This window comes from Corynebacterium lipophiloflavum DSM 44291, assembly GCF_000159635.1.
In the GTDB taxonomy this organism is placed as follows: domain Bacteria; phylum Actinomycetota; class Actinomycetes; order Mycobacteriales; family Mycobacteriaceae; genus Corynebacterium; species Corynebacterium lipophiloflavum.
Genome location: NZ_GG667193.1, coordinates 194390 through 208004, shown reverse-complemented (window position 1 = coordinate 208004; position 13615 = coordinate 194390). Strand labels below are relative to the sequence as shown.

The window sequence follows — 13615 nt, the reverse complement described above, 5'->3', positions numbered from 1 at the left end:
GCCGTTGAGCATCGCGGGCTCGAGCGGGGCGATGAAGCCGGCGTCGATGTCCACCGGGTTCCACCCGGGCAGCATCGTCTCGCCCGTCCACAGGGAGGTGTCGATGAGCACCGTGTCGGCGGAGCCGATCTGCTCGGCGAGCGAGTCGATGCTTTCCTGGTTCATCCACACGTCGCCCGCGGCCTGGATCACCACCTCCCCGGGGTTCAACCCGCGCACGACCTCGGTGGTGATCGTGTCGGTCGCGCCGAGCTCGATGATCGCGGCCGAACCGGTGAGCAGCTTCGTGCTGGAGGCGGGGCGCAGCGCGTCGTTCGGCGCGGACTCGAAGACGGTTTCGCCCGTGGCGGCGTCGGTAATGCGCGCGTGGAACGTGCCCAGCGCGTCATCGGCCGCGAGCGCGGCGACCTCCGCTGCCCGCGCCGCGGTATCGACAGGCTGCGGCGTCGCCGGCTCCAGCACGGGCGTCACCGCCGGCAGCGCGTAGCCCGGGGCGACGGTGAGCTCGGCGAGTTCGCGCTGCGCCACCACACCGAAACCGGCGACGCCGCCCACAGCGGCGAGCGCCACCGCCACCATCACCGAAGTCCACACTTTCATCGGCGCTTACTCTAATGCACGTATGATGAGCCACGTTGATATCCCGCAGATGCGCATAAAGGAGTTTTCATGGCTATTGAGGTCATCATCGAGATCCCGAAGGGTTCCCGCAACAAGTACGAGGTGGACCACGAGTCCGGCAAGATCTTTCTGGACCGCTACCTGTTCACCCCGATGGCGTACCCGGCGGACTACGGCTTTATCGACCACACCCTGGGCGACGACGGCGACCCTCTCGATGCCCTGGTGGTCACCCCTGAACCCGTCTTCCCCGGCGTGACCGTGATCGCTCGCCCGGTCGGTGTGTTCAAGATGACCGACGAGGCCGGCGGCGACGACAAGCTGCTTTGCGTGCTTGATGACGTCCGCTACGAGTCCTTCCAGGACATCGACGACATCGACGACTTCACCAAGGACGAGATCGAGCACTTTTTCATGCACTACAAGGATCTTGAGCCGGGCAAGGAGGCCACCGGTTCAGGCTGGGGCGACCGCGCTGAGGCAGAAAAGATCCTCCAGGCCGCGCTTGACGCCTACGACAAGACCGGCGACAACTCCCGCGAGGGCCTGGAGGAGGAGAAGGAAGCTAAGACCGAGAACTAGGTCTTAAGGCTTTAGGGCTTCCTAGACTAGGAAGCGGCGGCCGTAGGCGAAGGCCGCGGCTCCCAACGCCGACGCGATCACCAGGCCGAATAGCGCCTTGGAGACGGTGTTGTTGCCGGTCTCGGCGGCCATGCCGCGTTGGGTGGTGGCCACAGGCTCGGCGGTTGCCGCTGCCGGTGCGTCCTCAGCGATCTCGGCGGCCTCGGCTGGGGCACCCTCGGCGGCGTAATCCACCGGCTCGCCTGCGGCACGGGTAGCCTCAATCGCTTGGCGCGCGACCTCTGCACCGTTTTGCGCCAGCAGCTGCTGCGACGCGGTGGCTTCTTCTTCGCTCGGGGCCGCGGACACTCGCTCGACGTCAGTGACGTAGGTCTTGCCGTCGGCGTTGAGGTAGTAGGTCTTGTCCGCGATGGACAGCACCGGCGGCAGGGCCAGCAGGCCCGCTGCGATCGGGTCTTCGGAGGCGGGGCCGACGTGCTCGGGTCCGAATACCTCTTCGTTCTGCACCTCATGGGTGACGTCGTCGGCGATTTCGGCCGCCGATTCGGTCGGCGCGTCCGCGTTCGACGGGGCGATGGCCTCTCCGGTGTCAATCAGCCCGGCGACGGCGGCGCGGGAGACCTCGACGGCCTTTTCGCGGTCTTCGGAGGTCAGGGCGGAAAACGCTACGTCGGCGAGTTCGCGCTCGGGCAGGTAGTGGGTGCCCTCGTTGTTGAGGAAGTACTCGTTGCCCCGCGCGTCCGAGGTCACGCTCGGGTAGTCCTCGGCGTGGGCTGCGGGAACGGCCGCGATGGCAAGGGCACCGGTGAGAGCGGCGGCGATAAGGGTCGTGCGGTTGCGCTTCATAAGGGTGTCACTCCAGGGCTCAAGTCTCAATTGCAACTTTAGGGTTCGGCCTCAACTTTAACAGTTTTCACAGAGGAAACAAGGCAGCGACACAAAAACCCTTTAGGGCACCCCCGCAACCACCTCCGCGAACTGCCACCCCACCACGGCGTTGCGCACCGAATCCGACAGCAGCGGCTGGATACAACTAATCGTCAGTAGCCGCCCCGGCGTCGGCCCCGTCCCCCACACCGCCGGGTCCTGCGCCAGCGCATCCTTCGTGGGGTCGTGCAGGTCTGTGGCCACGTACTTCAACCAGTTCTCGCCGGATGTTTCGGTGCGCACGTACAGCGCGTCACCCTCGGACACGGTGTGGGCGCCGGCGCGGGCGTCGTAAAGCTGATCGAAGACTCCCGGCAACCCCGCGCCCGTGTGCCCGGCGATGACCACCACATCCCCCGCGTCCGGCCCGGGCAGCTCGTACGGCCGATCCGGCGCCGTGTAAGCGCAGGCCAGGTTCATTGTCGCGGGGTTGATCGCGCCGTCTTTGACGCGGCAGTCAGCCTGCTCGAACTCCGCGCTCAAGCTTATCGACGGCACCACTAACGCCACCGGCCGACTTTGCGCGATCTCCTGCGGCACAGCAGCAGGCGCGGGCTGTTCAGCAGGCGCGGGCTCCGAGACCGCGCATTGGCGCGCCACCGTGAACACGAGGATGACCACCAGCCCGAGCAGCACCAGCGCGGCGACGCGGCGGCGCACGTAAATCTCCCGGGGCAGCGCGCGGCGCGGCGCGGGCGCGACCGCCGGTGGTCTGCGCGGGTGGTATTGCTCGGGCACGGCTAACACGCTATCGGATGCGTAGACTGACACCCATGAAGACAGTCAAAGTAACCGAAGTTCCTGCCGGCGCACAGCTTATCGACGTCCGCGAGCCCGACGAGTTCACCGAGGTCCGCGCCGAGGGCGCTGTCAACCTGCCGCTGAGCGACTTCGCCGCGCAAGCCGACAAGATCAACCCCGACGAAGACATCTACGTCATCTGCAAGTCGGGCGGGCGCTCCGCCCAGGCCGTCGAATACTTGGAGCAGGCGCGCGGGCTGGACAACGTGGTCAACGTCGAGGGCGGCACCACCGCCTGGGTCGAGGCCGACCTGCCCCACCAGCGCGGCTAAGTTATTGGGCGGGCCAACTTTTTGGTTCCACCACCAGGTGGACCTATTCTTGACACATGCCTCAGATCGAACTGCCCAGCGCCCTGATTAAGTCCCCCTCGTTCCAGATCGAACGTGTGCGCCGACACACCAAAGACGAGGTCGAGCGGGCACTGAGCAATCAGGGCGCGACGATGCGCGAGTTCTGGATTCTCACCTGTGTCACCGAGCAGTCCTTTTCGCAGACCCAGCTCGCGGAGCTGCTCGCTATCGACGCCTCCGACATGGTGCGGCTGATCGATTCCTTGGAAACCCACGGCTGGGTCACCCGCGACCGCGACCCGAAGGATCGCCGCCGTCAGATTGTCACCCCCACCAAAAAGGGGTCCAAGGCGCAGGCCCTGCTCGCCAGCGAAGTCGCAGCCGCGGAGGACCGCGCCCTGGATGTCTCCACCACCAAGCAGCTCAAGAGCCTGAAGAAGCTGTCCAAGGCAATTTTGCAGGAGACCGACCCGGCGACCGTGTCCAAGTAAGGGAGGCCAGCTTGAGTTCGCTGCTGCGCGCCCAGCTTGCCCCGGCCCCACGCACGCTTATCGACGTCCTCACCGCCACCGCCGAAACTCACCCGGACGCCGCCGCCATTGACGACGGCTCCGGCGACGTGGTGACCTATGCCGAGCTGATTGACCAGGTCAGCGACTTGGCCGCGGAGCTGCACCGCAACGGGATCCGCCGCGGGGATCGGATTGGCGTGCGGATGGCGTCGGGAAGCAGGCAGCTCTACATCGCCATCTTGGCCACCATGTGGGCGGGTTGCGCCTACGTGCCGGTCGATGCCGACGACCCCGAGGAGCGCGCCGAACTGGTCTTCGGCGAGGCGGGCATCAGCGGGCTGTTCAGCGACGAGGGCTTCCGCGTCCTCGTCCCGGCGCGCCCGGGCGATACCGACCTGCCGCACCTTGACGACGACTGCTGGATCATCTTCACCTCCGGCTCCACCGGCACGCCGAAGGGAGTGGCGGTGACCCACCGCTCGGCCGCAGCGTTTGTCGACGCCGAGGCGCGCCTGTTTTGCCAGGACGCCCCGCTCGGACCCGACGATAGGGTGCTCGCCGGGCTCTCCGTCGCCTTCGACGCCTCCTGCGAGGAGATGTGGCTGGCGTGGGGCCATGGCGCCTGCCTCGTGCCGGCGCCGCGCTCGCTCGTGCGCTCCGGTCAAGACTTGGGCCCCTGGCTGATCCGCCGCGACATCACCGTCGTCTCCACCGTGCCCACGCTCGCCGGGCTCTGGCCCGCCGAGGCCCTGGACAACGTGCGCCTGCTCATCGTCGGCGGCGAGGCATGCTCGCAGGAGCTCGTCGAGCGCCTGGCCACCCCGGACCGCGAGATGTGGAACACCTACGGCCCCACCGAGTCCACCGTCGTTGCCTCCGCCGCACGCCTTGAACCCGGCAAGGACGTGACCATCGGCTTCGCACTCGACGGCTGGGACCTCCACGTCGCCGACGACGGGGAGCTGATCATCGGCGGGGTCGGCCTGGCGCGCTACCTCGACCCGGTAAAAGACGCCGAGAAGTACGCCCCCGTGCCCGGCCTCGACTGGGATCGCGCCTACCGCACCGGCGACAACGTCCGCCTCACCGACGACGGTCTGGCCTTTATCGGCCGCGCCGACGACCAGGTCAAGATCGGCGGGCGCCGCATCGAGCTCGGCGAGGTCGATGCCAACGTCGCCGCGCTGCCCGGGGTGTACAACTCCGCCGTGGCTGTGCAGACCACCGGCGCCGGCGACAAGGTGCTCGTCGGCTACCTCTCACCAGAGCAGGGCACGGACCTCGACGTCGCCGAGTTGCGCGAGCGCCTCGCCGAGGTCATGCCCGCCGCGCTCGTGCCGCGCCTGCACGTCATGGAGGAGCTGCCGATCCGCACCTCCGGCAAGGTGGACAAAAAAGCCCTGCCCTGGCCGCTTCCCGCCTCCGTGGAGGTCGCCGGGATGACGCCGACGGAGTCGTGGCTCGCCGAGGTGTGGCTCGATGTTTTGGGGCTGCCGGCCGAGTCACGCGACGCGGACTTTTTCGAGCTCGGCGGCTCCTCGCTCACGGCAGCTTCGCTGGTGGCGCGCCTGCGCGAGCGCGTGCCGACGATCGCCGTGCGCGACCTCTACGACCACCCCCGCCTCGAAGCCCTCGCCGGTGTCATCGACGCCCACGGCGTTGCCGCAGAAGTGGTCACGCGCGATGTCGCCCCGGTCGGGCGCGGCACGCGGGTGGCGCAGACTCTGATCCAGGTCCCGTTGATGACACTGCACGCGGCGACCTTTGTCACGTGGTGGGCGATCATCGCCACCGCGCTGGGCTGGGTATCGCTGAACTGGGTCGCGCTCGCGGTGCTGTTCGTGGTGGTGTGCACCCCGCTGGGGCGCCTTCCCCTCGCAGCGCTCGGTGCGCGCGCGATCCGCGGGCGGCTACAACCCGGCAACTACCCGCGCGGTGGGCGGGTTCACGTGCGCCTGTGGGCGGCCGAGCGCTGGGTCGCGGCAACCGGTGCGCTGAATATTTCGGGCTCGACGTGGGTGGCGTACTTCGCGCGGCTGGTCGGGGCGCAGGTCGGGCGCGGCGTGGACCTGCACACGGTGCCGCCCGTGACCGGCCTTCTCACCCTGGGCGACAATGCCGCCATCGAGCCCGAGGTGGATCTGAGCGGATACTGGCTCGACGGTGACATCCTGTGCGTTGGGACCGTCACCATCGGCAAAGACGCGCGCGTCGGGGCCCGCTCCACCCTACTGCCCGGTGCGGACATCCACGCCGGCGCGCACATCGAACCCGGCTCCACCGTCACCGGCGATAAGCCGGTGAAGAAGGGTGCACGGTGGGCCGGGTCCCCCGCCCGCAAGGTGGGCCGCTCGAAACAGCGCTTCCCCGACTACCACCCGCCTAGGCGTCGCTACTGGGCGTGGCTGTACGGGGCAACCGCGCTGCTCTTAGCTGCCGTTCCGGTCGCCTCCGCGCTGGCCGGTGTGGCGGCCGTGGTGGGACTGATCCGGCTCACCGCCGGCAGCCCGTACGTCGGCGCGCTGCTGTTCGCCCCCGTCGGCGCGCTTGTCTACCTCGCGCTCTACGCGGCTTTCACCTGGGCCGGCGTGCGGCTGTGCTCGCTGGGTCTGCGCCCCGGCGTGACCCCTGTGCGCTCCGCGCAGGGCTGGAGACTGTGGACCATCACGCGCCTGCTGGACGACGCCCGCACCCGCTTCTTCCCCATCTACGCAGGTGGCCTCACTCCGGCGTGGCTGCGCGCCCTCGGCGCCACCGTCGGCAACGACGTGGAAGTCTCCACCGCGGTGATTATTCCGAAGCTGACCACCATCAAGGACGGCGCATTCCTAGCCGACGACACCCTCGTGGGCACCTACGAGCTCGGCCACGGCTGGATGCGCACCGGCGAGACCACGATTGGCAAACGTGCCTTCGTGGGCAACTCCGGCATCACCCAACCGGGCCGCAAGCTGGCCAAGAACTCCCTCGTGGCGGTGTTGTCGTCGACGCCGAAGAAGTCCAAATCCGGCTCGAACTGGTGGGGCTCCCCGCCCGAGCGGATGCGCCGGGTTGAAGTCACGGCTCTGGGTGGGGAAGCGCTGACCTACCGGCCGTCGGCAAGCATCAAGCGCAAGCGCGGGGCGGTGGAGACGCTGCGGCTGCTCGCACCCATGGGACATGCCGTGCTGGCCGCCGCGTTCATCGGCCTCGTGCATTACGCGCTGGTCACGCTCGGCTGGTGGGCGTACGCGCTGGGCGGCGTGGCGTTCATGGGCGTCGGGGCGCTGGCGGTGGCCATGACGGTGCTGGCCAAGTGGGTCTGCGTGGGCCGCCACGCGCCCGGCGAGCACCCGCTGTACAGCTGGTTCGTGTGGCTCAACGAACTGCAAGACCAGTTCGTGGAGATGGTCGCCGCGCCCTGGTTCTTCACCCACGCCTACGGCACGGGCGAGATGAACCTCGCTCTGCGCGCCCTGGGTGTGCGCGTCGGCCGCGGCGCGTGGATCGACTCTTACTGGTTCCCGGAGACGGACCTGTGCTCCGTCGGCGCGGGCGCGAGCGTCGGACCCGGAACCGTGGTGCAGACGCACCTGTTCCAGGACCGCGTGATGTCGCTGGACACGGTTACCATCGGGCGCGGCGCCACTCTCGCGGCGCACTCCGTCGCCCTGCCGGCCGCCGTGATCGGCGACGGCGCGACGGTGTGGCCGGGATCGCTGATGATGCGCGGCGACCAGGTGCCGGGCTCGACCGTGTGGCAGGGCAACCCGATCGAGCCGCGCTAGCGAGGCGCTAGTCCTCCACGACGGTGACGTCGACGCGGATGTTGCCGCGGGTGGCGTTGGAGTAGGGGCACACTTGGTGCGCCTGGTCTGCGAGCTGTTGCGCCTCGTCGTGGGGTAGCCCCGGGATGACGACCTCGAGGGCGACAGCGAGGCCGAACCCCTGCCCCGCCTTGCCGATGGACACGCGCGCGCCCACGGAGGACTCACCCAGGTCCTTCTTGGCCTGGCGGGCCACGCTCTGCAGCGCAGAGTGGAAGCACGCCGCGTAGCCCGCCGCGAACAGCTGCTCCGGGTTGGCGCCGTCGCCGCTTCCGCCCATCTCCTTCGGGATGGCGAGGTTCATGTCGATGCGTCCGTCACCGGCCTGAACTCGGCCGTTGCGGCCGGCGCCGGTGGCGAGCGCCTCGGTGGTGTAGAGGGGTTCGATCTCGATCATGGGAATCTCCTTGGCATTAGGCCTCGTTGTGGCTGCGTTCTGGTTGCGCTGGGCGCTTAGCCTCAGCCCACCTTAGCGCGCAACTAGGTTGTGCACAACCTAATTGGGCGGTGGGTTATACTGTCGGCGTGACCTCTCACCCGCTCGACTTGGACAACCAGCTGTGCTTCTCGCTCTACCGCGCCAGCCGGTCCGTCACCCGCGCCTACCGGCCGCTGTTAGAAGAGCTGGGCCTGACCTACCCCCAGTACCTGGTCATGCTCGTCCTCTGGCAGGCGGGCGAGCCGGTGGGCGTCAACGACATCGGAGCCCGCCTCGGCCTCGACAGCGGAACGCTCACCCCCCTGCTGCGCCGGCTCGACGCCGCAGGCCTGGTCACCCGCGAGCGGGGCCGCGACGACGAACGGCGCAGGGTCATCGCGCTGACCCCGGCCGGGGCCGACCTGCGGGAACGGGCGGCCGACATCCCCGGCCGCATGGCCGAGAGCTACCCTGGCGCCCCCCGCGACCTGCGCGAGCTCAAGGCCTTCCTCGACGACATCGCGCTGCGCCTCGGCTAGTACAGCGGGAACGCGGAGTCCGCGTCGGCGGTTGCGAGACGCAACACGGGGATACCGGTGCCGGTTACTACCCCCGCGCGGGTTCTACGCCCCCGTGAACCGGGGCGACCGCTTCTCCGCGCGCGCCCTCGACGCCTCGACGATGTCCTCCGACTCGAAGGGGGCGCGCATCGCCGCCTCCCTCTCCGCCGGGGAGAAGAGATCCGGCGCGAACTCGCGCTTGATGTTGCGCACGGTCAGCGGGGCCTTGCCCGCGGCCAGCTCCGCCAGCTCCACCGCTCCATCCAGCGACCCGGCGAGCACGTAACCGCAGGCCACGGCGTCGTCGTAGGTCAGGGGCAGCCCGGCGAGCAGCATCGCGCGCGCACGCGAGGCGCCAACCAGCGACGCCAGCGAGCCCGCGACCCACTCGTCCACGCCGATCGCCATGTCCCCCACCGGGATGGAAAACCGCGCACTCGGCGCGGCGACGCGGATGTCGCAGGCCATCGACAACATCATCCCCGCCCCGATGGCGGGGCCGTTGACGTAGGCGATCACGGGCACTTCCAGGGCCCGGATCGTGCGCACGAGGGTGTCGAAGATCTCAAAGAAATCGCCATCGATCTTGTCCTCGCCGAGGTCCGCCCCGGCGCAGAAGCACGACCCCGCCCCGGTCAGCAGCACGGAGCGGGAGCCGGAGGCGTCGGCGAGGGCGCCTACAAGCGCTTGCGCGAGGCCGACAGACAGCGCGTTGCGCTTCTCGTCGCGGTCGAGCGTGAGCACCGCGACGTCGCCGCGCGACTCGGTCTTAATCACCGATCTGGTCGCGTCCGCGCTTGACAATCTGCGGGTCCGGCTCACCGACGACCTCGTGGTCTTTGTTGGTGTACTCGAACTTGCTCAGGATGTAGCGCATAGCGTTGATGCGGGCGCGCTTCTTGTCGTTGGATTTAATCGTGATCCACGGCGACTCGTCGGTGTCGGTGTAGCGGAACTGCTCCTCTTTCGCGCGGGTGTAGTCGTCCCACTTGTCCAGCGAGGCCAGGTCCATCGGGGACAGCTTCCACTGGCGCACCGGGTCGACCTGGCGGATGGCGAAGCGGGTGCGCTGCTCCTTTTGCGTCACGGAGAACCAGAACTTGGTCAGCGAAATGCCCGAGCCCAAGATCATGTTCTCCAGCATGGGCACCTCACGCAGGAACTCGGCGTGCTGCGATTCAGTGCAAAAACCCATGACGCGCTCCACGCCGGAGCGGTTGTACCAGGAGCGGTCGAAGAACACGATCTCGCCCGCCGACGGGAAGTGCTCGATGTAGCGCTGGAAGTACCAGGAGGTGCTTTCACGTGGCGACGGCTTTTCCAACGCGACCGTGCGCGCTCCGCGCGGGTTGAGGTGCTCGTTGAACCGCTTGATGGTGCCGCCCTTGCCGGCCGCGTCGCGGCCCTCGAAAAGAATAATGTGACGCTGGCCGGTGTCCTTTGTCCAGTTCTGCCACTTAAGAAGCTCGATCTGCAGGGCGCGCTTGGTTTTTTCGTACTCGTCGCGCGTCATGCGCTCGTCGTATGGGTAGTTCTCGCGCCACGTTTCAATCGGGGTGCCGTCGGACTGCAGCAGGACCGGATCGTCGTCGTCGGAGTCGTCGACCCAGTAGCCCTCGATCTCGGCGAGGTTGATCATCGGCAGGTCGTCGTCTTTGTGGTCTTGTGCCATGAAGCACATCTTAGCGCCGCGACACCACGTGCGCTGGGCGAGATTGCCCCCAGGTAGGCATAAAAAACTCCACCCCGGAGGGTGGAGAAGCACTGTGGGCTTTTTGGGGCGAGTCGCTTAAGCGATCAGGCCGAGGAGGGTAGCAAGGCCGTCAGCGATGTCGACGAACGGCTCCATGTAAGCGGTCAGGGCCAGGAACGGATCAACCGCGATGTCAGCGAGGGAGGAGCCGAGGTTGAGGGCGGAGGAGCCGTCAACGAGGGAAGAGAGGGTTCCGAGGGTCTGCATGATGTTCTCCTTAAGAGGTGACGTGGGGGGAGGATTAGTCGTTGTTGATCTGGATCAGGCCGCTGCTGAGCTCAACGCTGTCAGAAGAGGTCGTGATGATCTCAGAGCTTGCGTCATCGAAGTTCGAGGACAGCCCGAGGATATCGCTGAATTCGTACACGCCAATGATGTCGTCCAGGCCGCCGAAGACCTTGCCCCAGCCTTCCCAGGTGTCGACGAAGTTTTCGAGGTGAGTGATGATGGTGTTGAGATCCATGTGAAATCCCCTTACGGATATGGTGCCAGTTGCCTGGCGCTTGACGGTGTTTGACACCCCACTTCAGGGCGTCACAGGAGACATATTGCCACAGATTCCAAGTCCGTCAACCCCTGGCTCCAAGTGATTTTCCATGCAATCGAGATGGTTCTGTAATCGAAATGAATCACCAAAGGTTAATACTTTCCCAACCGGATAACGGCGAACAGGAAATACACTTTGGTAGAAATTAACGACAGGTGAACAGCATGTTGATCTCGAGACATTCTTGGGCGGTATCCCGATAGTTCTTTAACCAGCATATTTCGCACGCCGTTCTCCAGATCCACCCCCATTTAGGGGTATCTCCTCAAGTCAACCCTCTATTGCCGCCGGAGGCCTACCTCCCCTTTGCCGCCGGAAGCCATCTAAAGTGTTTTTGCGTACGCAACTTACTACAAAAAGCTTTCGCTAAATCGGTAAAGAGGAGTTAACGCATGACCACTGAAACCCAATGGGTTAAAGCCCCGGAAGGTGACGTGCCCGCAGCCCCGAGCGGCGGTACGACGTACCGGGTGCGCTACCAAGCCCAAGGTGCCCGAGCCGAGGTGCCCATGACCGGGTTGGTCACGGTTCCGGCCAACCCGCGGTCGGACGGCGCGATCGTCAGCTGGGCGCACGGAACCACCGGGCTGTCCACCTCGAGTGCTCCGTCGCTGTATGCGGAGGGCGACCCGATTGAGCGCTACATCCCGCACTGGACACGCTTTTTGCAAGGCTGGCTCGATGCCGGGTACATCGTCACCCAGCCGGACTACGAAGGCCTTGGCGTCGAGGAGGTGGGCGGCACCTACATGCACCGCGGCTCACTGGCGTCGGCAATCAACCGCCTCGTGGAGGAAACCGCGGCGAAGTTCTCCCCCGGCGCGAACTGGGTCAACGTGGGCTTCAGCCAAGGCGGCTACGCCGCGCTTGCCGCCGCCGACGCCCCCGCGGACAACTTGTTGGCCACCATCGCTATCGCCCCAGGCGACACCGAGCTGGTGAACAAGAACCTGCGGCTGATGGGTATCCGCCCCGTCGACGTGGCCAAAATGCTCAAAGGCAAAGGCGTGCGCTTTTTCCCCATCGTCATCGCTGGCGCACTCAACGCTTTCGAAGGTGTCCACGCCTCGGACTTCCTCAGCGAGCGCGGGGCAGAGCTCGTCGAAAAGGCAGAGCAGGTCACACTCCCCGAGCTCACTGACTTCGTCACCGACGTCTCCGGTGGCGAGCTGTTCATCTCCAAGGCGGACACGAAGAAGATGCAAAACCTGCTCGATGAGCAGCGCCTTGAACTGATGGAGCCCAAGGGGCCGATCCTCGTACTCGCCGGCGACAGCGACACCACCATCAACCGCGAAGCCGTCAAGGCCACCATCGCCTCCTGGAAGGGCAAGGGCGTCGACGTTGAGTACCGGGAAGTGCCGGACTCCGACCACAACGGCTCGGTCAACAACAGCTACGACTTGCAGGTGGAGTGGATCGCCCAGCACGTATCGTCGTCGTAGGTGGAGCCATGACGAACACTTTCATCCCTGAGATATCGACTGGAGGAAACCAACCCTCAAGCCCCCAGCGGGTGGAAGTTTACTGCGACGAAAGCAGACACGATCTCATTTCGAGTGCTTATCCGAGAAGCGGGAAAGCCGTTATCGGTTCCCTTTGGATCGATGAATCGTTCAGAGACACATTCAAATCGGATTTCTCCGCTCTGCGTCAGCACTTCAACGTGCGGGGCGAGGTTAAATGGTCCAAAACATCCCCGTCAAGACTGGGATTTTACGAAAGCTTGATCCACTACTTCTTCACCCGCAACGAGCTGAAATTCAGAGCAATCGTTATCGATGCAAAGCAGCTGGATATTCGGCGTTTTCACGATTCGGACGAGGAGGCATTTTACAAGTTCTACTACCAACTGCTCCACCACTGGCTCGAACCTGGCGCAACCTACCGAATCTTTTGCGATTTCAAGATTAACCAGGATCCTCAACGCCTCCCGCTCCTGAGAACCATACTTCAAAATGCCAACCGCGCCTCGACTATCGAGGGGCTATTTGCACTTGATTCGCGAGAGTCGGCGGGTGTTCAACTCTGTGACTATCTCACTGGGGTGACTCAGCGGGCATTCAACCCGCCAGCCACCTTATCCACCAAAGACCGGATTGTGGAGAAAGTGGAAGCGGCCCTTGGACGGTCAATTGGACCCTCGAGTTCGAGCGAGAAAAAGTTTAACGTCTTTAAAATTCGACTCCAAGGATGAAGCCTCATGCCACTCATCCTCCCTAGCGAAGCTGACTATCGGCAATACTATGTCGAAAACTTTTCAAGAGCCCCTCTCCCGTTCCAGACTTCCTCCGGAACTATCCCGGTGTTTTTCGAGGCCGACGGGTTCGATCATGCCTTTTTCGAAAGCTCCCGCAGAGACGGCGCCAAAGACCTCTTCTCCTTGACGCGCGCCGAGCGAATGGGAGACATCGGGGACATGCTCCTCGATAGCTCGCTCGACAGACGTGCAGGCTGGAATAAAAATAAAAGGAAAAATGATCACACCCGTTGCGTGACCATCTCAGACGAGTCCGATTTTGTGGTCGTAGTGCGGATCAGGTTGACTCGCCGATTGACTCTTAAAGGAAAGTTCGTCACCTGTTATGTAGCCGATAATAGTATCGGCAAAATCCGTTGCAGCCCGAAGTGGGACGAGGACCTCTGCACGAAGGTCTTGCTGGAGAAAGTGAAAGGACACTGATTTGCATACGCTGGCTCAGTGTCCGAAGCCTCGATAGATTCTCACACCGTTAGGTGTAGAATTCTTCGCCTACGGTACTCCTTAGCGAGGATAAACACAAGCCAATTGCGGG

At 65.1% G+C, this 13615-nt stretch carries 16 protein-coding genes; 8 read left to right on the top strand and 8 right to left on the bottom strand.

Going from position 1 to position 13615, the window contains the following annotated elements:
- The coding region (locus HMPREF0298_RS07590; protein WP_006840565.1) for a D-alanyl-D-alanine carboxypeptidase at positions 1-600 on the bottom strand (600 nt) is incomplete at its 3' end.
- Positions 601-669: 69 nt separating this feature from the next.
- Between HMPREF0298_RS07590 and HMPREF0298_RS07585 the strand changes: the two genes are divergently transcribed.
- Positions 670-1203: an inorganic diphosphatase gene (locus tag HMPREF0298_RS07585; RefSeq protein WP_006840564.1), complete on the top strand. Its 534-nt coding sequence runs from the start codon at positions 670-672 to the stop codon at positions 1201-1203.
- A gap of 21 nt (positions 1204-1224) precedes the next feature.
- Here the strand turns inward: HMPREF0298_RS07585 and HMPREF0298_RS11620 are convergent, their stop codons facing one another.
- Positions 1225-2049 (bottom strand): hypothetical protein, encoded by an 825-nt coding sequence (locus HMPREF0298_RS11620; protein WP_006840563.1) that lies wholly within the window; start codon positions 2047-2049, stop codon positions 1225-1227.
- 102 nt (positions 2050-2151) lie between these two features.
- Positions 2152-2868 carry a sortase family protein gene (locus HMPREF0298_RS07575; RefSeq protein ID WP_006840562.1) on the bottom strand — a complete coding sequence of 239 codons (717 nt, stop codon included), beginning with the start codon at positions 2866-2868 and terminating at the stop codon, positions 2152-2154.
- Between the two features lie 35 nt (positions 2869-2903).
- On the opposite strand from HMPREF0298_RS07575, the gene HMPREF0298_RS07570 reads away from it, so the two are divergent.
- From HMPREF0298_RS07570 to HMPREF0298_RS07560, 3 genes are read left to right on the top strand one after another with little or no spacing between them, the layout of a single operon-like run.
- Positions 2904-3203, top strand: coding sequence for a rhodanese-like domain-containing protein (locus HMPREF0298_RS07570; RefSeq protein ID WP_006840561.1), 300 nt, complete (start codon positions 2904-2906; stop codon positions 3201-3203).
- Between the two features lie 56 nt (positions 3204-3259).
- Positions 3260-3715: a MarR family winged helix-turn-helix transcriptional regulator gene (locus HMPREF0298_RS07565; protein WP_006840560.1), complete on the top strand. Its 456-nt coding sequence runs from the start codon at positions 3260-3262 to the stop codon at positions 3713-3715.
- Positions 3716-3726: 11 nt separating this feature from the next.
- Positions 3727-7503, top strand: coding sequence for a Pls/PosA family non-ribosomal peptide synthetase (locus HMPREF0298_RS07560; RefSeq protein ID WP_006840559.1), 3777 nt, complete (start codon positions 3727-3729; stop codon positions 7501-7503).
- A 7-nt stretch (positions 7504-7510) separates the two neighbouring features.
- Here the strand turns inward: HMPREF0298_RS07560 and HMPREF0298_RS07555 are convergent, their stop codons facing one another.
- Positions 7511-7930, bottom strand: a complete 420-nt coding sequence (locus HMPREF0298_RS07555; protein WP_280985046.1) for an organic hydroperoxide resistance protein — start codon at positions 7928-7930, stop codon at positions 7511-7513.
- A gap of 137 nt (positions 7931-8067) precedes the next feature.
- On the opposite strand from HMPREF0298_RS07555, the gene HMPREF0298_RS07550 reads away from it, so the two are divergent.
- Positions 8068-8499: a MarR family winged helix-turn-helix transcriptional regulator gene (locus tag HMPREF0298_RS07550; RefSeq protein ID WP_006840557.1), complete on the top strand. Its 432-nt coding sequence runs from the start codon at positions 8068-8070 to the stop codon at positions 8497-8499.
- An 84-nt stretch (positions 8500-8583) separates the two neighbouring features.
- On the opposite strand, the gene HMPREF0298_RS07545 is transcribed toward HMPREF0298_RS07550, so the two are convergent.
- The 4 genes from HMPREF0298_RS07545 to HMPREF0298_RS07535 form a co-directional block, all read right to left on the bottom strand.
- A complete protein-coding gene (locus HMPREF0298_RS07545; RefSeq protein ID WP_006840556.1) occupies positions 8584-9297 on the bottom strand; it encodes an enoyl-CoA hydratase-related protein in 714 nt (237 codons plus the stop codon).
- Positions 9290-10192: a polyphosphate kinase 2 gene (ppk2, locus tag HMPREF0298_RS07540; RefSeq protein WP_040422825.1), complete on the bottom strand. Its 903-nt coding sequence runs from the start codon at positions 10190-10192 to the stop codon at positions 9290-9292. The genes HMPREF0298_RS07545 and ppk2 overlap by 8 nt, the downstream gene beginning before the upstream one ends.
- Positions 10193-10309: 117 nt before the next feature.
- Positions 10310-10480, bottom strand: coding sequence for a hypothetical protein (locus HMPREF0298_RS12225; RefSeq protein WP_006840554.1), 171 nt, complete (start codon positions 10478-10480; stop codon positions 10310-10312).
- 34 nt (positions 10481-10514) lie between these two features.
- Complete coding sequence (locus HMPREF0298_RS07535; protein WP_006840553.1) at positions 10515-10736, bottom strand: hypothetical protein; 222 nt, start codon at positions 10734-10736, stop codon at positions 10515-10517.
- A gap of 476 nt (positions 10737-11212) precedes the next feature.
- Here HMPREF0298_RS07535 and HMPREF0298_RS07530 point away from each other — a divergent pair, with 476 nt between their 5' ends.
- From HMPREF0298_RS07530 to HMPREF0298_RS07520, 3 genes are read left to right on the top strand one after another with little or no spacing between them, the layout of a single operon-like run.
- On the top strand, positions 11213-12265 hold the full coding sequence (locus HMPREF0298_RS07530) for an alpha/beta hydrolase family protein (protein WP_006840552.1): 1053 nt from the start codon (positions 11213-11215) through the stop codon (positions 12263-12265).
- An 8-nt stretch (positions 12266-12273) separates the two neighbouring features.
- Complete coding sequence (locus HMPREF0298_RS07525) at positions 12274-13017, top strand: DUF3800 domain-containing protein (RefSeq protein WP_006840551.1); 744 nt, start codon at positions 12274-12276, stop codon at positions 13015-13017.
- Between the two features lie 6 nt (positions 13018-13023).
- Entirely contained in the window at positions 13024-13503 is a 480-nt protein-coding gene (locus HMPREF0298_RS07520) for a hypothetical protein (RefSeq protein WP_006840550.1), read from the top strand.
- Positions 13504-13615 lie beyond the last annotated feature (112 nt).

Coding starts and splice junctions, on each gene's coding strand:
- ppk2 (WP_040422825.1), bottom strand. CDS start 10,192: ATGGCACAAGACCACAAAGACGACGACCTGCCGATGATCAACCTCGCC.
- HMPREF0298_RS07525 (WP_006840551.1), top strand. CDS start 12,274: ATGACGAACACTTTCATCCCTGAGATATCGACTGGAGGAAACCAACCC.
- HMPREF0298_RS12225 (WP_006840554.1), bottom strand. CDS start 10,480: ATGCAGACCCTCGGAACCCTCTCTTCCCTCGTTGACGGCTCCTCCGCC.
- HMPREF0298_RS07565 (WP_006840560.1), top strand. CDS start 3,260: ATGCCTCAGATCGAACTGCCCAGCGCCCTGATTAAGTCCCCCTCGTTC.
- HMPREF0298_RS07570 (WP_006840561.1), top strand. CDS start 2,904: ATGAAGACAGTCAAAGTAACCGAAGTTCCTGCCGGCGCACAGCTTATC.
- HMPREF0298_RS07535 (WP_006840553.1), bottom strand. CDS start 10,736: ATGGATCTCAACACCATCATCACTCACCTCGAAAACTTCGTCGACACC.
- HMPREF0298_RS07520 (WP_006840550.1), top strand. CDS start 13,024: ATGCCACTCATCCTCCCTAGCGAAGCTGACTATCGGCAATACTATGTC.
- HMPREF0298_RS07530 (WP_006840552.1), top strand. CDS start 11,213: ATGACCACTGAAACCCAATGGGTTAAAGCCCCGGAAGGTGACGTGCCC.
- HMPREF0298_RS07585 (WP_006840564.1), top strand. CDS start 670: ATGGCTATTGAGGTCATCATCGAGATCCCGAAGGGTTCCCGCAACAAG.
- HMPREF0298_RS11620 (WP_006840563.1), bottom strand. CDS start 2,049: ATGAAGCGCAACCGCACGACCCTTATCGCCGCCGCTCTCACCGGTGCC.